Origin of the sequence: Janthinobacterium sp. TB1-E2, from assembly GCF_036885605.1 — a bacterium.
GTDB lineage: Bacteria > Pseudomonadota > Gammaproteobacteria > Burkholderiales > Burkholderiaceae_D > Janthinobacterium > Janthinobacterium aestuarii.
On record NZ_CP142523.1, the window covers coordinates 5,859,980 to 5,878,604 of the forward strand.

Sequence of the window (18,625 nt, forward strand, 5' to 3'; positions counted from 1 at the left end):
AAACGGGTATCATCGGGCCATTGCACACGATGCAAAACCCATACGTTTTTATCAGGAACACTCATGACCATTAAAATCAGCCAGCAATTCGACGCCGGCGCGATCGAGGTGCTGCGCGCCGACGATGCCCACTCCATCGAGCTGAACATCCGCAAGGATTCCCACGCCGACATCACGCAGTGGTTTTACTTCCGCCTGCAAGGCGCGCAAGGCGAGGCGTGCACGATCCGCTTCATGAACGCAGGCAAGTCGGCCTACCCGGACGGCTGGAAAGATTACCAGGCCGTCGCCAGCTACGACCGCGAAACCTGGTTCCGCGTGCCGACCAGCTTTGACGGCACCGTGATGACGATCGAACATACGCCCGAAGAAGAAAGCGTGTACTACGCCTACTTCGAGCCGTACCCATGGGACCGCCACCTGGCCCTGATCGACAGCGCGCAAGCGTCGCCGCTGGTGCGCCTGATCGACCTGGGCAGCACCATCGAAGGCCGCGACATGAATCTGCTGGTGGTCGGCGACGCCGATGCCGAGAAAAAAGTCTGGATCATCGCGCGCCAGCATCCCGGTGAAACGATGGCCGAATGGTTTGTCGAAGGCATGCTCGAAGCCTTGCTGGACCAGGCCAATCCGTTTGCCCGCCAGTGCCTGCAGGACGCCGTCTTCTACGTGGTGCCGAACATGAACCCGGACGGTTCCGTGCATGGCAACCTGCGCACCAACGCGGCCGGCGCCAACCTGAACCGCGAATGGATGACGCCGACGATGGAGCGCAGCCCGGAAGTATTCCTGGTGAAACAGAAAATGCATGAAATCGGCTGCGACCTCTTCCTCGACGTGCATGGCGACGAAGGTTTGCCTTACGTCTTCGTGGCCGGCAGCGATGCGCTGGAAAATTTCACGCCAGCACAAAAGGCCGAGCAAGACCGCTTCATCGCCGACTTCAAGGTGGCCAGCCCCGACTTCCAGGATGAGCACGGCTACGAAGACGGCCCGTTCACGCCGGAAGTGCTGGCCATGGGTTCGCCCCATATCACGCACGCCTTCGGCTGCCTGTCGCTGACCCTGGAATTGCCGTTCAAGGACAATGCCAACGATCCCGACCCGCAAACGGGCTGGAGCGGCGCCCGCAGCGCCGCCCTGGGTGCGGCCGTGCTGCAGCCTATCCTGTCCACCTTGCGCGCCTGAACGCCAGGGCCAGACCGGCCCGCTTGACCCCATGCCCCGTTCGCCGGGGCATTTTTTTTGCCCGCGCGGCAAGCGTTGCTGGTCCTGTGATTTTTTGCGCGAACATCTTGCCTGTCAGAAATTATCGTCCTACACTGGACAACAAAATCGGACCGTGCCCTTCTGCGCGGCCCCTCAAGAATACGCCGCTGGCCACCTCACCGGCGCCCTGCAGTGCGCATCCATGGCATTGCCCTTGACATCACGGCCCCATACCTGCCGAGCTAGCTCTCTGTAACGCACACTGACCGCATCAGCATCGTCACGGACGGACGCCACCTGTCCGCAAGAACGATGCCCAGCGCACGCTTTCCGCTTTCCGCCGAGGATGAATACCCTATGTCCAAGCTTAAAATCAGTACCCGCCTGGCCTTCAGTTTCGGCCTGATCATTGTCCTGCTTATCATGGTGGCATTTGTTTCCATCAGCCGCATCCGCAACATCAATGCCTCGACGGAAAAAATCCTCAACGACCGCTATGTCAAGGTCATGCTGTCCAATGCGATACAGTCCGAGGTCAATATCCAGGCTCGCCTCCTGAGCATCGCCATCATCGGCGCCAACGATGCCGATGAAGTCAGCAGTTCCGTGGCCAAGGTACAGGCGTCGGTCAAAAAGAACGTGGAACTGCTGGCGCGCCTGAAAGTCCTGGTCAACACGCCCAAGGGGCAGGAGCTGTTCCAGGCCGTGGCGAACGGCCACGAAGGCTATGGCAAGACGCGCGATGCGAATATCAAGCTGTTACAAGAAGGCAAATCGGAAACGGCGGGCATTTTCCTGCTGACGCAGCTGCGTTATCCGCAAGAAAAATTCCTGACGGCACTGGCGGCCATGGCCAGCTTCCAGGAATCGCTGATGGAAAGCGAAGGCAAGCAAGCCGGCGCCGATGGGCGCATGGCCATCATCCTGAGCCTGTCCCTGTCGAGCGCCGCGACGGCCATTGCCATCGCGCTGGCCATCCTGATCAGCCGCTCGATCAGCCGCCCCATAGCCGAAGCCGTCAAGGTGGCGCAACGGGTGGCTGCCGGCGACTTGTCGGTCACCATCGACGCGCGCGGCAACGATGAAACGGGCCTGCTGCTGCGGGCCTTGAAAGAGATGAATGACAATCTGCAAGGCATCGTGGCGCGGGTGCGCCATGGCACGGATGCCATCGCCCACGGCTCGCGTGAAATCGCCTCCGGCAATATGGACCTGTCGTCGCGCACGGAACAGCAAGCCAGCTCGCTGGAAGAAACGGCCTCGTCGATGGAGGAACTGACGTCCACCGTCAAGCAGAATGGCGAAAACGCGCGCCAGGCCAACCAGATGGCGCAATCGGCCTCCAGCGTGGCCAGCAAGGGCGGTCAGGTAGTGGCCGAAGTGATCACGACCATGGACTCCATCAATGCCTCGTCAAAGAAAATCGTCGACATCATCGGTGTTATCGACGGCATTGCTTTCCAGACCAATATCCTGGCCCTGAATGCGGCCGTGGAAGCGGCCAGGGCGGGCGAGCAGGGACGGGGCTTTGCCGTGGTCGCCACGGAAGTGCGCAACCTGGCCCACCGCTCCGCCTCCGCCGCCAAGGAAATCAAGATCCTCATCGACGACTCCGTGCACCAGGTCAACCTCGGCAGCAGCCTCGTGAACCAGGCGGGCAGCACCATGGAAGAGATCGTCAGCAGCGTGCGGCGCGTCACGGACATCATGGCCGAGATCACGTCCGCCAGCAACGAGCAGGAAACGGGCATTGAACAGATCAACCAGGCCATCACGGAAATGGATGCCGTGACACAGCAAAATGCGGCCCTCGTGGAAGAGGCCGCCGCCGCGTCCGAAGCCCTGCAGGATCAGGCGGGCATTCTGGCCGAAGCCGTCAGCGTGTTCAAGCTCGACGGCACGCACCCGCTGCCGCCGGCGCAGGTGCAAGCCATCCGCGCTCCGGCACGCGCGCCAGCCAAGCCCGCCGCCGCGCCGCGCGTCACGGCAGCGCCCGCGAGGAAAGCAGGCAAGGCGGGCACCCTGGCCGTGGTCGCCGATGCCGAGTGGGAACAGTACTAAGGCAGGACCTGCCGCAAGGCATACATCAGCCTGCGCCTCAGCCGCCCGCCACCACCATGCTCTCGATGAGGATGGACCCCGTCTCTTTGGTGCCGCGGCGCAAGGTGTCGGCGCCTACGGCCACGATGTTGCGCAGCATGTCTTTCATGTTGCCGGCGATGGTGATTTCTTCCACCGGGTATTGAATGACGCCATTTTCCACCCAGAAACCGGAGGCGCCGCGCGAATAGTCGCCCGTCACGTAATTGGTTCCTTGCCCCATCAGTTCCGTCACCAGCAAGCCCGTGCCCAACTTTTTCAGCATGGCGACAAAATCGTCGCTGGCGGCCGTCAGCTTGGAGGTCAGGTACAGATTGTGCGAACCGCCCGCGTTGCCCGTCGTCTGCATGCCCAGCTTGCGGGCCGTGTAAGTCGACAGGAAATAGCCTTGCACCAGGCCATCCTTGACGACGTCGCGGCTGACGGTTTTCACGCCCTCTTCATCGAACGGCGCCGAACCGACGCCGCCGATCACGTGCGGGTCTTCGAAGATCTGCACATGCGACGGCAGCACTTGCGTGCCCAGCGAGTCGTTCAGAAACGTGGACTTGCGGTACAGGGCGCCGCCCGAGGTCGCTTGCACATAGGTACCGAGCAAACCGGCCGCCAGCGGCGCCTCGAACAGCACGGGGCAAGTACGCGTGCCGAGTTTACGCGCATTCAGGCGCGACAGGGCGCGCTCGGCGGCGTAGCGGCCGATGGCTTCCGGGCTCGACATTTTGGACGCGTCGCGCACGGATGAATACCAGTCGTCGCGCTGCATCTTGGCGCCCTTGCCGGCGATGGGCGCCACGGACAGGGTGTGGCGCGAAAACGGGTAGCCGCCGATGAAGCCGCGCGAATTGGCGGACACAAAGTGCGATTGCTGCACGTGCACGCTGGCGCCCTCGCTGTTGGTGATGCGCGGGTCGACGGCGAACGCGGCCGCTTCGGCCCGCTGGGCCAGTGCGACGGCTTCCTCGGTGGAAATGAGCCACGGATAGAACAGTTGCAGGTCGCGGGGGGACATTTCCAGCATGTCCGCGTCGGCCAGGCCCGCGCAATCGTCCTCGGCCGTGAAGCGGGCGATGTTGTAGGCCGCGTCCACCGTGGCGCGCAGGGCGGACGGCGAAAAGTCGGAGGTGCTGGCATTGCCGCGCTTCTTGCCGACAAACACGGTCACGCCCATGCCCTTGTCCTTGTTTTGCTCGATCGTCTCGATCTTGCCTTTTCGTACAGAAACGGACAGGCCACCGCCTTCGCTGACTTCGACGGCAGCGTCGGTGCCGCCCGCTTCCCGCGCAAAAGACAACACATCACGGGCCAGTTGCTGCAATTGCTCTTGACTATGGGTAAATACGGAGTCGTTCATGCGCTGTTTTCTTCGGAAAGCCGCTAAAAAGGTTATCATAGCAGTCGTTTACAGTTTACAGGAGCGGTCCACAAGTCCTCTCCCGCCTTATATATCATGCCAAATCCAAACCGGGGAGCTTGCGGCTTCCAATCGACCGAATTCGAACAGGAATATGAACGTCCGTCGAAATCGGAACTCAAACGCCAGATGACCGTCCTGCAAAAGCTGGGCGAAGAACTCGTCAATGAAGCACGCGACCGCGTCAAGCGCGTCCCGATGCCGGAAGACGTGCGCGACGCCATTCTCGAATGCCAGCAAATCAAGGATCACGAAGGCCGCCGCCGCCAGCTGCAATACGTGGGCAAGAAGATGCGCACTCTGGATGAAGAAGAAGTTGCCGCCATCCAACGCACCATCGATAGCTGGAAAGGCTTGTCGAAAGCCGACACGGCCAATATGCACGCGATGGAACGCCGCCGCGACAAGCTGTTGACGGACGACAAGGCGTTGACCGTCTTGCTGTCGGAAAACCCGGAACTGGACGTGCAGCACCTGCGCACCCTGATCCGCAATGCCCGCAAAGAGCAAGCCGAGAACAAGCCGCCAAAAGCCTACCGTGAAATCTTCCAGATTTTGAAAGAGATCGCCAAGAAGAAAAACGGCGGCAAGAAAGATGCCGACGAAGATGACGTTGAAGGCGAAGACGACGAGTAAAAAACTGGGGTCTGACCCCAGCATTGACGAAAAACCGGGATCAGCCCGGTTTTTTTACGACATAGACAGGTGCCCCATGACCACGATAGAAGACGAATTGATTATCGGCCTCGTGTCGATCTCGGACCGCGCCAGCGGCGGCGTATATGAAGACCTGGGCATCCCGGCCCTGGAAAGCTGGCTGTCCGCCGCCATCCGCACGCCTTTCCGACTGGAAAAGCGGTTGATCCCGGACGAGCGCTCGCAGATTGAAAACACCCTGATCGACATGGTCGACCTGAGCCACTGCCATCTGATCCTGACGACGGGTGGCACGGGACCGGCGCGGCGCGACGTCACGCCGGACGCCACCTTGTCCGTCGGGACCAAGGAAATGCCCGGTTTCGGCGAACAGATGCGCCAGATCAGCCTGCAATTCGTGCCGACGGCGATCCTGTCGCGCCAGGTGGCCGTGATCCGCGAAACGCCCGAGCGCGCCGCCCTGATCATGAACTTGCCGGGCCAGCCGAAAGCCATCAAGGAAACCCTGGAAGGCTTGAAAGACGCCGCTGGCGTGCAACTGGTGAACGGCATCTTTGCCGCCGTGCCATATTGCATCGACCTCATCGGTGGCCCCTACATGGAAACCGATCCGGCCATCTGCAAGGCCTTCCGCCCCAAATCGGCGCTGCGTCCGGCGCAACCATTACCAGAGGAAAACACATGAGCAACTTGCTGGAAACCATAGAACTCGACAGCGCACCGAATCCTACCGTCGCCATCATCTGGATGCACGGCCTGGGCGCAGACGGCAACGACTTCGTTCCTCTGGTAAAAGAACTCGATTTGCGCGGCTGCCCCGCCATCCGCTTCATTTTCCCCAGCGCCGGCACCATGCCCGTCACCATCAACAACGGTTATGTGATGCGCGCCTGGTACGACATTCTCGTGAACGACCTCGTGCGCCGCGAAGATGAGGCTGGCTTGCGTGCCTCGCAGGCGCAGATCGAAGCGCTGATCGCGCGCGAAAAGGCGCGCGGCATTCCCGCCAGCCGCATCATCCTGGCCGGCTTCTCGCAAGGCTGCGCCATGACCTTGCAAACGGGCTTGCGCCACGCGGAACCGCTGGCCGGCCTGATGTGCCTGTCCGGCTATCTGCCGCTGGCCGACAAGACGGCAGCCGAGCGCACGCCGGCAAGCCTGCAGACGCCGGTCTTCATGGCGCACGGCACGGCCGACCCCGTGGTACCGGTAGCCCGCGCACAGCAGTCGCGCGACTTGCTCACCGGCATGGGTTACAAGGTGGAGTGGCGCGAGTACATGATGCAGCACTCGCTGTGCCAGGAAGAAATCGACGCCATCGGCGCGTGGCTGAAAAAAGTGCTGGCCTAAAATAAACAGGCGCGGTGTGCGCCGCGCCTGTTGTCTTGCGAAACGCCGGGAACGATCAGTTCGCCGGCGTTTTTTCATTCCATATTTTCAACATGTCGGGCGACGCTTCCGAGCGGATGCCGTTGTCCGTCAGTATCGATTCCGTCGCTGCCAGCATGTCCTTGCGGGGCACGACGACCATTTCCGCATCGCGCTGCTGGAAGCGGAACGTCAGCAAGTCATCGGTCTGGTCGCGCAGCAAGGCCACCAGGTGCGCCAGGCTGCGCACGCGCACGCCATTGACGGAATCGACGACCGAGAAGAAACGGGTACTGTAGCCATTCATCAGCTTGTGCGGGAAGAATGGCGCGGCGATCACCACCAGCTCTTCGCGCTCGCTATCGGGCGCATCGCCGCGCCGCGTGGCCAGCGGATTGCCGGCAAACGCCATGCCGCCCAGGATCGCCGGGTTGCCATTCGGCGCCGCCATGAATTCCGTGGTGGCGCGCGAAAACACCATCGGGCCAAAGATGAAATAAGACGGGTAATTGCCCTGCAGACCGGCGATCAGCATCGGATGCGCGGCCGAGACGGGTACCTTGATTTTCAGGGGTGCTCCCTGGCGCACCACCGTCAGCGGCAGTTCGCCGTCTTTCGCCAGCTGCTGCACCCGGTACTGGAAGCGCACGCGGCTGTTGGCATTCAGCTTGACCATGCCCTGGTTGTCGATGGGAAAATCGCCAATATGCGTGATGACATCCCACTCCTTGAGCGGGTAGGCCGCATCCTTGCTGGCCGGCGTCATCACGACAGCGCCCTCGACACCCTTGGCCAGCTTCAGATAGGTGCGCAACGCGGGGTTTTCCAGCGTTTGCGTCACGTCGCGCATGGCCGGCTTGCCCTTGGGCGCGCCACTTTCCTGGTCGCGCAGGAACAGCTCGATTTCCTCGTTGGGGATGATGTAGCCAATGTTTTGCGCATTGAGCATGCCGGCAAAGGCCAGGCCGATCATCTTGTCGCCAGCGATCACGGGGCCGCCGCTATTGCCCGGATTGATGGCCGCATCGATCTGGATGCGCAGGCCGGAGACGGGGAAGTTGTAGCGCACGAATTCGATGCGCGAGACGATGCCCTTGGTGATCGACAGCGACGTGCCGCCCGTCGGATAACCGTACGCGAGCACGGCATCGCGCACGTCTGGCAAGACATTGGCGCGCGGCACGGCTTTGTGGCTGGCGAAAAAACTGTCGTCGTCGATTTTCAGCAAGGCCAGGTCCATGCCGCGCGAGATGGCCAGCACGGTCGCCGGGATCTTGTCGCCGGCACCGTTGGCCTGGATCTGCACCTGGCTGGCATAGCCGACCACGTGCGCATTGGTGAGGATGCGGCGGCCTTCGATGACGACGCCGGAGCCCGTCACCTCTTGCGGCGCGGCCTTGCTCCACGGCTTGTACGGATCAGGCCCGCGCAGGGTGGAAAACACCTTGACGACGGAGTTTTCCAGGGCGGAAGCGCTGGCGCTGGCGGCCGTCTCGGCGGCAAGCGCACGCACCGTCATCAAGGGGCAAAAAGAAAGGGCCAGCGCCAGGAAGGCGCGGCCCATCAGGGTGAAGCACGGACGAGTTTTCATTGAGCTTGTTGGCAATGGAAGGGAAGTAAAATTATATATTGAATAATTGCAACTTCATTACACTTTGTCCATCTTTGCCGAAGAACTCCTCTAAACTCATCTCATCAGGCGGGCATGGGCGGCACGCCCAATGCCGGCACGGCCGTCTGTGCCCCATTCATCACCATGGCCAGGAAGGTGTAGTAGCCATTGATGCCCATCAAGTCGACCACGCCGTGCTCGCCGAACAGGGCCAGCGCCCGCGCATACGTGGCGTCGCTGATCCGCTTGTTCTGCTGCAACTCGATGCAAAAGTCGTGCACGGCTTGCTCATCGTCTTTCAGGGCAAGCGGTACGCGCCGTTCAGCAATGGCGTCCACGGCCGCTTGCGCGATGCCGTTCTGCACGGCCAGCGGCGCGTGGATAGCCCACTCGACTTGCTGGTCCCACTGGCGCGCCGTCACCAGGATCGCCAGTTCCGACAGGCGCGTGCCGATCGCGCTGCGGTAGCGCAGGTATTCACCCATGCGCTGCGCCGTTTCCATCAGCTCGGGGCTGCGGATCAGCGGCACGAAGGGGCCGTACAGCGCCCCGCGCGGGCCGTCGATGATGGCTTGCGCGGCCGTGCGCTGCTGCTGGTCCAGCTGGTCCAGCGGCAACGCGGGCAAACGGTCGATATCACTACCGGCCATCAGGCGGTCCAGGCGACCACGTCCTGCTGCTGTTCACCGAGGCCGGCGATACCCAGGCGCATGCTGTCGCCTTTTTTGAGGAAGCGCTGCGGCTTGCGGCCCTGGCCCACGCCCGGCGGCGTGCCCGTGGCGATGACGTCGCCCGGTTCCAGGGTCATGAATTGCGACAAATAGCTGACGATCTGCGCCACCGTGAAAATCATGGTTTGCGTATTGCCGGTCTGCATGCGCTTGCCGTTGACTTCCAGGTACAGGTCCAGGTCCTGCTCGTCGATGACTTCATCGCGCGTCACCAGCCACGGGCCGACAGGGCCGAAGGTGTCGCAGCCCTTGCCTTTATCCCACTGGCCGCCCCGCTCCAGCTGGAACGAACGCTCGGAAATGTCGTTGACGACGCAATAGCCGGCCACGTATTTCAAGGCGTCCTCTTCGCTCACGTATTGCGCGCGCGTGCCGATGATCACGCCCAATTCCACTTCCCAGTCCGTCTTTTTCGAGCCTTTTGGCAGCACGACATTGTCGTCCGGGCCATTCAGGCAAGTAATGGCCTTCATGAACACGATCGGTTCGGCGGGAATAGCCATGCCGGATTCGGCTGCGTGATCCGCATAATTGAGGCCGATGCCGATGAACTTGCCGACTTTCGCCAGCGGCACGCCGAAGCGTGGATTGCCGCGCACCAAAGGCAAGGTCTTTTCGTCGAGCTTGGCCAGCTTGCGCAGGGCCTTGTCGGACAGTTGTGCGCCGTCAATATCGGCAATCACGCCGGACAGGTCGCGCAGTTTGCCTTCTTCATCGATCAGGCCCGGTTTTTCCTTGCCTGGACGTCCATAACGAACGAGTTTCATAGTCTTCCTTGGAGTTGATCATTGCCGCTGTGCAGGCTGCCATTTTACCGGATGGCCCGGCACGCCTGTAGCGGCCAATGAAAAACATCGCAAGTCCCGGCAGTTGCAAGGCCGCCAGCACACCAAACGCCGCCTGGTAGGCCTGCGGCGGATACTGCTGCTGGCTGTTCAGGGGCCAGCAGCCGAGGATCAGGCCAAAGCCCGCCTGCACCAGGAAGGCGCCCGTGAAAATGAGCAAATTGAGGCACGTGGCCGCCCTGCCCGTCAGGCTGGCCGGCATGCTTTGCGCGACGATCGCATACTCAAGGCCCGTCACCGTGCCCAGCAAGGTAAACAGCACGGACAGCAAAGGCAGGCTGGGCACCACATTGCAGGCCATCGCCACTTGCACGGCGACAAACAGGACGATGCCGGCGGCCGCCACTTGCATCGGTTCAATCGCGCGCCGCCCGGCCCATTCCGTGAGCATGCCCATGCCGATGGCGCCGAAGATGACGGCCGCCATGCCCAGGTACAACAAATACGCGACGTTGTCGTCAGACAAGCCGCCCACGTCGGCCAGCCAGCGGCCTATCCACAAGCCTTGCATGCCAAAGAACACCGTGTGCGGCAGCAGGATCAGCGCGATGGTGCGGCGAAAGCCGGGATCGCGGTACACGCTCCAGATACTGACCTTGCTCTTGGCCGCGGCAGGCGCAGGCAGGGCCGGCGACAGCAGGCGGATCAGCAAGGCTATGGCCAGCGCCGCCAGCGCCAGGCCCAGGAACACGCCGCGCCAATCCGTGTAGTGCAGGGCCAGCTTGACGGGCATGGTGGCCGTGGCCGCACCGAGGCCGCCCACGGCGATCAGATAGCCGTGCACGGACGGCAGGCGCGATGGGGCGATGGCGCACGAGACCGCTTTCACGGCGGCCATGAAACAGCCGCCCAAGCCCGCGCCCATCAAGGCACGCGCCCACATCAGCTCGGCAAAGCTGTGACCCCGGCTGAACAGCCACACGCCCAGGGCCGCCAGCGCCAGCAGCCACAGTTGCACCGTGCGGGGACCGTAGCGGTCGAGCGCCATGCCGATCGGCAATTGCACCAGCGCAAAAGCCAGAAAAAAGGCGCTGGTAAGCAGGCCCAGCTGGGCTGGTGTCAGGGCGATGGCGCCCAACAACTCGGCCGTCAGCACGGCATTGACGCCGCGCAGCAGACACGACAGGTAATGCCCGAGCGCGAACGGCAGGAATACCAGGCAAAACACGGCCACGCCGGAGCGGGCAGGCGCAACGGCCGCGTGCATGCTCAGGCGGCCTGTGCCAGGCGGATGATTTTATGCGGCAACTGCGGCACGGGCTCATCCATTTCAAAGAAAAACTTGTCGTGGCCAAATGCGGGTTTCAAATGGTCCAGCCACGTCGCTTCCGCGTCGAACTTGGCATAAAACGGCCGGCGCACCCAGTCCGGGTTACGTGCCTGCAAAAATTGCAGGGCAAACAGTTTTTCGCCATTGATGGTGACGATGCCGTCGATGACGACCTTGCCGGGGAAGGCACTCATGGACGGTCCGCGCACCGTGCGCGACAGGCCCGACACCATCTGGTAGGCGGCCTGGAAAATCTCGTGCGCCTTTGCCAAGGGCAACTCGAAATAGCCGCGCGGACCCGTGTCCCGTTCGACAAACATGTAATAGGGAATCGCCCCCAGGCGCGTGCCCGTCTGCCACAGCTCGGCCCAGCTTGCCGGGTCTTCATTGATGTGACGGATCAGCGGCCCCTGCATGCGCAAGGTGGCGCCCGTGGAGACGATGCGTTTTACGGCTTGCTGGGCAATGTTCTGGCGCAACTCGACGGCATGGCTGTAATGGCCCATCACGGCCAGGTTCTTGCCCGCCTTGACGATGCGCTCGAACAGGCGCATCAGATCATCCGCATCGCGGTCGGACACGAAGCGCTGCGGCCAATACGCCACCGCCTTGGTGCCGATGCGAATGTTCTGGATGTGTTCCAGGCCCGGCGCCAGCAGCGGCTCCAGGTAGGCGGCCAGTTGCCGCGTGTTCATGATCATCGGGTCGCCGCCCGTGATCAGCACGTCCGTCACTTCCGGATGCAGTTTCAGGTAAGCAACCAGCTCATGCGACTCGCGCGCATCGAACTTCATGTCGTCCATGCCGACGAACTGGGGCCAGCGGAAGCAGAAAGTGCAATACGCGTGGCAGGTCTGGCCTGCGCTGGGGAAGAACAGCACCGTTTGCGCATATTTATGCTGCAGGCCGCGCACGGGCGCGTCGTTGACCCGGGGCACGTTATGCGTCATCTGCCCAGCAGGATGAGGATTCATGCCCAGGCGCAAACCATGCACATAGGCATCAATGGCCGCCTTGTCGCGCCGCGCCAGCACCAGGTCGCGCAGGTGCGCGTACTGCCCGGGTGGCAGCATGTCGCGGTGGGGAAAGACGAGACGGTAGATGGGGTCGTCAGGGATGTTGTTCCAGTCGATCAGTTGATCAAGCACATATTCATTGGTGCGAAACGGCAAGACGTGCGACACCACTTGCACGGCTTCGCGCTGCTCTTCCGGCAGCCATTCCCACTGCCGCGCCTGTTGAATGGTTTGCCGCGTATACGGCTTGAACTTGGGTGAAAACGGCTCGGTAATGAGTGCGGACACGATCGGCTCCTTGCCTGTAAATAGCGATAACTTTCATGAAATCGGCCGTATATCGGCCAATTCCAGCCTTTTTCTCCCGCATGCCAGGCCACCCCGACATGCTGTGAAAGTCATCATAATTCTTGCCATTAGGAATCAAATTGCTGCATATCAACAAGCCGTCGATACGTTGCATGCTGCCTACAAGCAACACCTTAGTTTGTTCCAACGCAAGCTGAGACGAACTTCGGCGACGTAAATTACGTCTTGGCAACACTTCCCTCGATATCACAAGGAGCTTTCATGAAACGCTTATTCACGGGCAGCCTGCTGTGCCTGGCATTTGCCGGCGGCAGCGTCAGTGCCGCGGTCGAACCAACGGAAAAAGATGCGATCGCCATGGCCGAACGGGGCGCCGCCTTCATGAAGGCGCATAGCAAGGAAGAAATGATGAAGAAAATCACGGCGAAAGACCCGGACTTCGTGCAGGGCTCGCTGTATGTGGACATGCGCGACATCAAGACGGGCATCGTGCTGGCCCACCCCATCAATCCTTCCATCGTGGGCAAGGATTTGACGGATGTGCCCGATGCGAACGGCAAGAAATATCGCCGTGAAATCATTGAACTGGCACAAAAACAGGGCAAGGGCTGGGTCGATTACCAGTACAAGAATCCCGTCAGCGGCAAGATCGAGCCGAAGACCACCTACATTCTGCGCGTCAACGATGTGGTACTGGAAGCGGGCATCTACAAAAAATAAGACGGGGGCGGCGCGCACGCACGCCGTGCGCCGCCTGCGGTTTGAACAGCCATCGCCAGGAGTCAAGCATGCTCAATCAATTACGCATCGGACCAAAATTATTGCTGGCGCCCACCCTGGTCTTGCTGCTGCTGATACTCAGCTCGAGCGGCGCCTGGTATGGCATGGTGCGGCAAAATGCCTCGCTGGAAAACATGGTGCGGGTACGCATCACGCATTTGAAGGCGGCCGCCGACGTACTAGGAGAGGCCAGGCAAGTACACGGCAATATGTACCAGTTGCTGTCGTGGACGAATGGCAGCTTCGCCAAGGCCCGCCTCGATACGCTGGAGCAACAGATCAAGGCGCGCCATGCAGCCATCGGCACCCAGCTGGCCACGCTGCGCACCACAGCCACGGGTGCCGAGCGCACCTTGGTCGATGCGGCCATCACGGCGCTGGCCGGCTATCGCAAGGCTGTGCTGGAAACCATGGAAATGGCGCAGATGGACCAGTCGATCGCCACCAATTCCATGCTCAAGGCGGAAACCCAATTCGTCCAGTTCAATACGCAGCTGGCGCAACTGTCGGCCCTGGAAACAAGCCTCAGCAGCGAAGCCCATGCGACGGCCAGCGCCGAGTTCCGCAGCCTGGGCTGGAGCTTGCTGCTGACGGTGCTGCTGTCGATCCTCGTTTCCATCGTCGTGACCATGCTGGTGCGGCGCGCCATGCTGCTGGAAATCCGCGGCATTTCCGACGCCGTGCAAGACCTGGCTGCGGGCAAGCTGACGGCCGGCGCGCCCAAGCAGGGCAATGACGAAATCGCCGCCACGTCGCGCGTGCTGGACCAGACCATCGCCCACCTGAACCAGACCTTGCGCACCATCATGAACGCCGTGCAATCGATCGACACAGCCTCGCGCGAAATTGCCACCGGCAATCTGGACTTATCGGCGCGCACGGAAATGCAGGCCAGTTCGCTGGAAGAAACGTCGAGCGCCATGGAAGCGCTGACGCAAGCCGTCAATGACAATGCCGACAACGCCCAGCTGGCCTGCGAGCTGGCGGGGCAAGCATCGACCCTGGCCGTGCAAGGAGGTGCGTCGATGCAGCAAGCGGTGACGACGATGGCGACAATACGCGCCAATTCGCGTCAGATCGTGGATATTATCGGCGTGATCGACGGCATCTCCTTCCAGACCAATATCCTCGCGCTGAACGCGGCCGTGGAAGCGGCGCGCGCGGGCGAACAGGGCCGCGGCTTTGCCGTCGTGGCGTCCGAAGTGCGCACCCTGGCGCAGCGCTCGGCCCAGGCGGCCAAAGAAATCAAGACCCTGATCGCCACCTCGGTCACCACCATCGACGGCGGCAGCGTGGCCGTGCAGCAAGCGGGCGACAACATGGGCGCCATCGTGGCCTCGGTGCAGCAAGTCAATGAAATCATCCAGCGCGTGAAAGAGGCCAGTGCGGAGCAGGCGTCGGGCATCACGGAAGTGAATCAGGCTGTCACGCAAATGGATGACGTCACCCAGCAAAATGCGGCCCTCGTGGAACAGGCGGCGGCAGCGGCGGCCAGTTTGCAGGACCAGGCCGTCAAATTGTCGGCGGCCGTGGCTGTGTTCACCCTCGACCCGCTGGCGCCCGCGCAGCCCGCCTCGCCGGACGAGGAAGCGTTCCGGCATCCAGCCAGTACGCAGCAGGAGCGGCGCGCACTGCATAGCCCGCTACGCGGCATGCCCGGCTTGCACGGCGCAAACACGACGCCACAGCGCCGGCGCAGCTAGCTGGCCGGCGCGCGCATCGGTTTGCTCAAGTGAGGCGAACCGGCCAGCACGAAACGCCACGGCGTCTCCATCGCCTTGGAAATGCCGATGCGCGGGCCAGCGTGTACCGTCACCTCTTCCTCGCGCGCCAGCAGGGTGAATGGCGGCGCATCGAGCGCCAGCCGGTTATGCATATGCGTGACACCGAGCGCCTGGCACACCTTGCCCGGCCCCGAGCACAGCAGCCGCGCATCCTCGACGCCGCGCCGCTCGCGCATGACGTCGAGTCCCACGAGCGGCTCGATGGCGCGGATCAGCACGCCCGCGCCATGGCCCGCTTCGCGGCACACAAAGTTCAGGCACCAGTGGATGCCGTACGAGCGGTAGACATAGGCGTGCGCGGGCGGGCCGAACATGGCCGCATTGCGCGGCGTCATGCCGCCATACGTGTGCGAGGCCGGGTCCAGCCGGTCATACGCTTCCGTTTCCACGATGCGCCCGCCCACGCCGTCGACCAGCACGGTCACGCCGATCAGCTGGCGCGCCACGCTGCTGGAATCGTCCGCAAAATCGATACCCGCGAGGATTTTTTTCATCGGGCAATTGTACCGCCGCGCATCGCGCCACACGCCTCGCTTCGTCTTGAAAACAAATAAAACTTGACCTTTCCATCACAAATATCGCGATGGGCAGCGTCGTAAAATGACGAAAATCGCAGCTGGAGCAGGCCAAAACGGGGATTTTTGCGACAAAATATTGCAGAGATGAACTATTGCCGTGCATAAACAGCGATAATCGTCGGGCACTGCGCCAGACGCTCATGCAGCGGGCAGCGGCAGCGCGCACAGAATAAGCACCGGGCACAAAATGATGATGAAAGCGTGATGATGAGAGCGGCAGCGCAAAAGCAGGTAGTGCAGGAAGATCCGGTTGACGCCCTGATGCGTTCCATCCGTATCCCGCCGCGTCCCAGCCTGCTGGTCGACTTGCAGCGCGAACTGGCGGAACAAGACCCGTCGCCGCGCCGCATCGCGCGCATCATCGCCGATGACGTCGGCATGTCCGGCGCCCTGCTGAAATTGGCCAACTCGCCATTCTATGGCGCCGCGCGCAAGGCCAAGTCCGTCGAGCAAGGCATCAACTTTCTTGGGATCAACCAGTGCAGCGCCATGATGACGGGCTTGCTGGCACGCCAGGCGCTGGAAGCGGAAGGCGTGGAACTGACCAACTTCTGGGATGTGTCGGCCAAGCGCGCGCGCGCCCTGGTATTTACTTCGCGCAAGCTGCGCATCGCCCCGCCCGACATCGCCCACACCTTCGGCCTGTTCTGCGACATCGGCGTGCCCCTGCTGATGAACCGCTTCCCCGACTACGTCAACACGTACGCGGCGGCGGCCAACGATGCGCACAATTGCTTTACAGCACTAGAAGACGCGCGCCACCAGACCAACCACGCGGCCATCGGCTGCCTGCTGGCGCGCAACTGGGGCCTGTCCTCCGACGTCTCCTGGGCAATTTTGCACCACCACGACTACACGGTGCTGGCCGACCCGTCCACGGACGACGCCATCCGCTCGCTCGTCGCCCTGTCGCTGCTGGCCGAAAAGGGCATTCAGCGCTACCATGGCAACAGTACCTCGCTCGAGTGGGACAAGGGCGGCGAACTTGCCTGCCAGCATCTCGGCCTGTCGCAGGAAGAAGCCGCCGACCTGCTCGACGAATTGCACGAGATGTTCGATACCGACCATTGAGGTGCCAGGCGGCCGCGTCCGCCTGTATGATCTGTCCCGGCGCCTGGCCTGAGCCATGGCGCCCGTTTCCGTTTGCCTGACCCGTATTTCTTAACCTGTTGATCGCCATGCCCAAAAATAAGCGCCCTGTCCCCCGTAAATCCGCCAACACGCCTGAAGACAAGGATGAATCCGTCACGCGCATGCTGTGCACGATGGCCCTGAACCTGGCGGAGCAGGAAGACAGCGAATCGCAGGGCACGGTGCTGGCCGAGCAAGCCGTCGAGTTCGGCCGCCTGATCCGCAAGGCCTTGAATCAAAAGAAGGATGAAATCCTGTACGACGCCATCGAACGTTCGAAATACGAAGACGTGGGCGCCTACCAGTACCTGCGCAGCCACATCGAGGAAGCGGCATCCATTTCCGTGATCCGCCGCGACAACGCGCCTGCCATGGAAATCAACGCCTTCGTCGTGCCCCTGCTGGTGCAAAGCACGGGCGGCTTGAAGGAAGCGGACAGCTTCCAGGACCAGGACGCTTTCGAAGCGCTGGTGAAAAGTTTCCAACAGGCAGAACTGGAAAGCGCCAAGGCCAAGGTGGTCTTGATGAGCCATGCCTACGACCTCGATGAAATCGACCGCATCACCTACAGCCATTTGCACGAGATGGTGCGCGATGCCTATAGCTCGATGACGGACAAGAAAATCGTCGCCACGCCGGGCCTGGAAAGCAGCATCGTCGGCTGGAGCGAAACGGCCTTCGGCCCGCAGGACACGGCCGTCGAACTGCGCTTCCTGCTGGGCTTTGCCTTGAAACGCGTGGACGACCCGTTCTATGCGGAACCGAAGGACGAAGCGGCGCTCGACGCCTGGTTCGACGCGCGCATGGCCCGCTACCAGCAGTGGACGACGGAAGTGGGCGAACTCGTCAAGCGCTGCCTGGCGCCGGCCGGCAGCGTCCTGGAAGTGAGCTTCCTCTATCAGGATCTGTTCCACGGCGGCAAGGAACAAGGCATGAGCGAGTACGCGATGCTGCAGATGATGTCCGGCATCAACCATGCACTGGCGGAAAACAAGGTGGACGCCGGCGACGTCTCGGTGGTCGTCGGCCCGGCCGATGAACATGGCGAAATGCTGTTGCGCGTCAATGTCAGCACGGCGAACGGCCAACTATTGCACAGCGCCGACAAGCCGCTGGACCTGGCCGCCGACTTGCAGGACGAAGTCGACGACATCTGCGACGCACTTGCCACCATCGGCGTGACGCAACTGTCCGTGGCGCTGAAATTCGATGCCAAGGGACGGCCGCTGGAAGCGCAGCCGTACGCGCCAGCATAAGCTTTACAAGGGCTGAAGTGTTTTCCACTGCAGCAACTTGGCGCCATATGCCAAGGTGTAGGCGGGGCTGCTCGACGGCAAGCTGACGATGCGGTAGCGCTGCGCGTGTTCGCCCAGCACCTTGATACCCAGCTTTGCCGCCGTGCCGCCGTTGAAGGCGATCGTCCGCAGCTGCGGCAGGCTGGCGGCCAGGGCCACGAGGTCGTTATCGTCGCGCGCACGGATATTGCTGTCCAGGCTGCCCGCACGCTGCGCCTGCGCCACCACGTCCCACAAGCCCACGCCGTGCGCCAGCAAGGTCGCCAGACGTTCCTCATAGGGCTGGCTTTTCAAATCCACGCCCAGCACCTCGCCCAGCAGCATCCAGAACCTGTTTTGCGGATGCGCATAGTACTGGCTGTGCGCCAGCGATTTTTCGCCGGGCAGGCTGCCCAGTATCAGCAAGCGCGTGTTGGCGTCGACGACGGGATCGAAGCAGCGCTTGCGCGCATCTGCGGCTTGCTCTGGCAGGATAACTGGGCTATTCAATGGACGGTCCGGAAGGGAAAACGAAGGACCATTTTACCCG

General features: G+C 62.0%; 17 protein-coding genes. 9 read left to right on the forward strand and 8 right to left on the reverse strand.

What is annotated here, in order from left to right; genetic code table 11:
• The first annotated feature begins 63 nt into the window (after positions 1-63).
• Both OPV09_RS26400 and OPV09_RS26405 read left to right on the forward strand, forming a co-directional pair.
• Complete coding sequence (locus OPV09_RS26400) at positions 64-1,188, forward strand: M14 family metallopeptidase (RefSeq protein WP_338679822.1); 1,125 nt, start codon at positions 64-66, stop codon at positions 1,186-1,188.
• A 378-nt stretch (positions 1,189-1,566) separates the two neighbouring features.
• Positions 1,567-3,270 (forward strand): methyl-accepting chemotaxis protein, encoded by a 1,704-nt coding sequence (locus OPV09_RS26405; RefSeq protein WP_338679823.1) that lies wholly within the window; start codon positions 1,567-1,569, stop codon positions 3,268-3,270.
• Positions 3,271-3,307: 37 nt separating this feature from the next.
• Here the strand turns inward: OPV09_RS26405 and pmbA are convergent, their stop codons facing one another.
• Entirely contained in the window at positions 3,308-4,660 is a 1,353-nt protein-coding gene (pmbA, locus tag OPV09_RS26410; RefSeq protein ID WP_338679824.1) for a metalloprotease PmbA, read from the reverse strand.
• 96 nt (positions 4,661-4,756) lie between these two features.
• On the opposite strand from pmbA, the gene yjgA reads away from it, so the two are divergent.
• The 3 genes from yjgA to OPV09_RS26425 all read left to right on the forward strand — a co-directional run bounded on the left by yjgA (position 4,757) and on the right by OPV09_RS26425 (position 6,727).
• The gene (gene yjgA / locus OPV09_RS26415) at positions 4,757-5,356 is read left to right on the forward strand and encodes a ribosome biogenesis factor YjgA (RefSeq protein ID WP_034746337.1); all 600 of its coding nucleotides are present in this window, start codon (positions 4,757-4,759) and stop codon (positions 5,354-5,356) included.
• A gap of 76 nt (positions 5,357-5,432) precedes the next feature.
• Complete coding sequence (mog, locus tag OPV09_RS26420) at positions 5,433-6,062, forward strand: molybdopterin adenylyltransferase (RefSeq protein ID WP_058048219.1); 630 nt, start codon at positions 5,433-5,435, stop codon at positions 6,060-6,062.
• Positions 6,059-6,727, forward strand: coding sequence for an alpha/beta hydrolase (locus OPV09_RS26425; RefSeq protein WP_072454978.1), 669 nt, complete (start codon positions 6,059-6,061; stop codon positions 6,725-6,727). Before mog ends, OPV09_RS26425 begins: the two co-directional genes overlap by 4 nt.
• Before the next feature lie 55 nt (positions 6,728-6,782).
• On the opposite strand, the gene OPV09_RS26430 is transcribed toward OPV09_RS26425, so the two are convergent.
• The 5 genes from OPV09_RS26430 to OPV09_RS26450 form a co-directional block, all read right to left on the reverse strand.
• The gene (locus OPV09_RS26430; RefSeq protein ID WP_254798539.1) at positions 6,783-8,336 is read right to left on the reverse strand and encodes a S1C family serine protease; all 1,554 of its coding nucleotides are present in this window, start codon (positions 8,334-8,336) and stop codon (positions 6,783-6,785) included.
• Between the two features lie 104 nt (positions 8,337-8,440).
• Positions 8,441-9,007: a carboxymuconolactone decarboxylase family protein gene (locus OPV09_RS26435; RefSeq protein ID WP_338679826.1), complete on the reverse strand. Its 567-nt coding sequence runs from the start codon at positions 9,005-9,007 to the stop codon at positions 8,441-8,443.
• On the reverse strand, positions 9,007-9,855 hold the full coding sequence (locus OPV09_RS26440) for a fumarylacetoacetate hydrolase family protein (protein ID WP_034746323.1): 849 nt from the start codon (positions 9,853-9,855) through the stop codon (positions 9,007-9,009). Before OPV09_RS26440 ends, OPV09_RS26435 begins: the two co-directional genes overlap by 1 nt.
• Positions 9,800-11,140 carry an MFS transporter gene (locus OPV09_RS26445; protein ID WP_338679827.1) on the reverse strand — a complete coding sequence of 447 codons (1,341 nt, stop codon included), beginning with the start codon at positions 11,138-11,140 and terminating at the stop codon, positions 9,800-9,802. Before OPV09_RS26445 ends, OPV09_RS26440 begins: the two co-directional genes overlap by 56 nt.
• Positions 11,141-11,142: 2 nt before the next feature.
• Positions 11,143-12,507: a lysine 2,3-aminomutase gene (locus OPV09_RS26450; RefSeq protein ID WP_338679828.1), complete on the reverse strand. Its 1,365-nt coding sequence runs from the start codon at positions 12,505-12,507 to the stop codon at positions 11,143-11,145.
• Between the two features lie 282 nt (positions 12,508-12,789).
• Here OPV09_RS26450 and OPV09_RS26455 point away from each other — a divergent pair, with 282 nt between their 5' ends.
• Both OPV09_RS26455 and OPV09_RS26460 read left to right on the forward strand, forming a co-directional pair.
• Entirely contained in the window at positions 12,790-13,248 is a 459-nt protein-coding gene (locus tag OPV09_RS26455) for a cache domain-containing protein (RefSeq protein ID WP_338679829.1), read from the forward strand.
• A gap of 68 nt (positions 13,249-13,316) precedes the next feature.
• The gene (locus OPV09_RS26460; RefSeq protein ID WP_338679830.1) at positions 13,317-15,011 is read left to right on the forward strand and encodes a methyl-accepting chemotaxis protein; all 1,695 of its coding nucleotides are present in this window, start codon (positions 13,317-13,319) and stop codon (positions 15,009-15,011) included.
• Here the strand turns inward: OPV09_RS26460 and OPV09_RS26465 are convergent.
• On the reverse strand, positions 15,008-15,586 hold the full coding sequence (locus tag OPV09_RS26465) for a DNA-3-methyladenine glycosylase (RefSeq protein ID WP_338679831.1): 579 nt from the start codon (positions 15,584-15,586) through the stop codon (positions 15,008-15,010). The genes OPV09_RS26460 and OPV09_RS26465 overlap by 4 nt on opposite strands.
• 288 nt (positions 15,587-15,874) lie before the next feature.
• Between OPV09_RS26465 and OPV09_RS26470 the strand changes: the two genes are divergently transcribed.
• Together OPV09_RS26470 and OPV09_RS26475 are read left to right on the forward strand one after the other, a co-directional pair.
• Positions 15,875-16,741, forward strand: a complete 867-nt coding sequence (locus tag OPV09_RS26470; protein ID WP_034746307.1) for an HDOD domain-containing protein — start codon at positions 15,875-15,877, stop codon at positions 16,739-16,741.
• Positions 16,742-16,848: 107 nt separating this feature from the next.
• A complete protein-coding gene (locus tag OPV09_RS26475) occupies positions 16,849-18,057 on the forward strand; it encodes a hypothetical protein (RefSeq protein WP_338679832.1) in 1,209 nt (402 codons plus the stop codon).
• Between the two features lie 3 nt (positions 18,058-18,060).
• Here OPV09_RS26475 and OPV09_RS26480 read toward each other — a convergent pair whose 3' ends face one another.
• Entirely contained in the window at positions 18,061-18,585 is a 525-nt protein-coding gene (locus OPV09_RS26480) for a DNA-deoxyinosine glycosylase (RefSeq protein ID WP_338679833.1), read from the reverse strand.
• Between the last annotated feature and the right edge of the window lie 40 nt (positions 18,586-18,625).

Excerpts from the sequence above, each read along its gene's own strand:
- OPV09_RS26475 (WP_338679832.1), top strand. The coding sequence starts at position 16,849 with ATGCCCAAAAATAAGCGCCCTGTCCCCCGTAAATCCGCCAACACGCCT.
- OPV09_RS26460 (WP_338679830.1), top strand. The coding sequence starts at position 13,317 with ATGCTCAATCAATTACGCATCGGACCAAAATTATTGCTGGCGCCCACC.
- OPV09_RS26470 (WP_034746307.1), top strand. The coding sequence starts at position 15,875 with ATGATGAGAGCGGCAGCGCAAAAGCAGGTAGTGCAGGAAGATCCGGTT.
- OPV09_RS26465 (WP_338679831.1), bottom strand. The coding sequence starts at position 15,586 with ATGAAAAAAATCCTCGCGGGTATCGATTTTGCGGACGATTCCAGCAGC.
- OPV09_RS26430 (WP_254798539.1), bottom strand. The coding sequence starts at position 8,336 with ATGAAAACTCGTCCGTGCTTCACCCTGATGGGCCGCGCCTTCCTGGCG.
- OPV09_RS26445 (WP_338679827.1), bottom strand. The coding sequence starts at position 11,140 with ATGCACGCGGCCGTTGCGCCTGCCCGCTCCGGCGTGGCCGTGTTTTGC.
- OPV09_RS26440 (WP_034746323.1), bottom strand. The coding sequence starts at position 9,855 with ATGAAACTCGTTCGTTATGGACGTCCAGGCAAGGAAAAACCGGGCCTG.
- pmbA (WP_338679824.1), bottom strand. The coding sequence starts at position 4,660 with ATGAACGACTCCGTATTTACCCATAGTCAAGAGCAATTGCAGCAACTG.
- OPV09_RS26455 (WP_338679829.1), top strand. The coding sequence starts at position 12,790 with ATGAAACGCTTATTCACGGGCAGCCTGCTGTGCCTGGCATTTGCCGGC.
- OPV09_RS26400 (WP_338679822.1), top strand. The coding sequence starts at position 64 with ATGACCATTAAAATCAGCCAGCAATTCGACGCCGGCGCGATCGAGGTG.
- yjgA (WP_034746337.1), top strand. The coding sequence starts at position 4,757 with ATGCCAAATCCAAACCGGGGAGCTTGCGGCTTCCAATCGACCGAATTC.
- OPV09_RS26435 (WP_338679826.1), bottom strand. The coding sequence starts at position 9,007 with ATGGCCGGTAGTGATATCGACCGTTTGCCCGCGTTGCCGCTGGACCAG.
- OPV09_RS26405 (WP_338679823.1), top strand. The coding sequence starts at position 1,567 with ATGTCCAAGCTTAAAATCAGTACCCGCCTGGCCTTCAGTTTCGGCCTG.
- mog (WP_058048219.1), top strand. The coding sequence starts at position 5,433 with ATGACCACGATAGAAGACGAATTGATTATCGGCCTCGTGTCGATCTCG.
- OPV09_RS26425 (WP_072454978.1), top strand. The coding sequence starts at position 6,059 with ATGAGCAACTTGCTGGAAACCATAGAACTCGACAGCGCACCGAATCCT.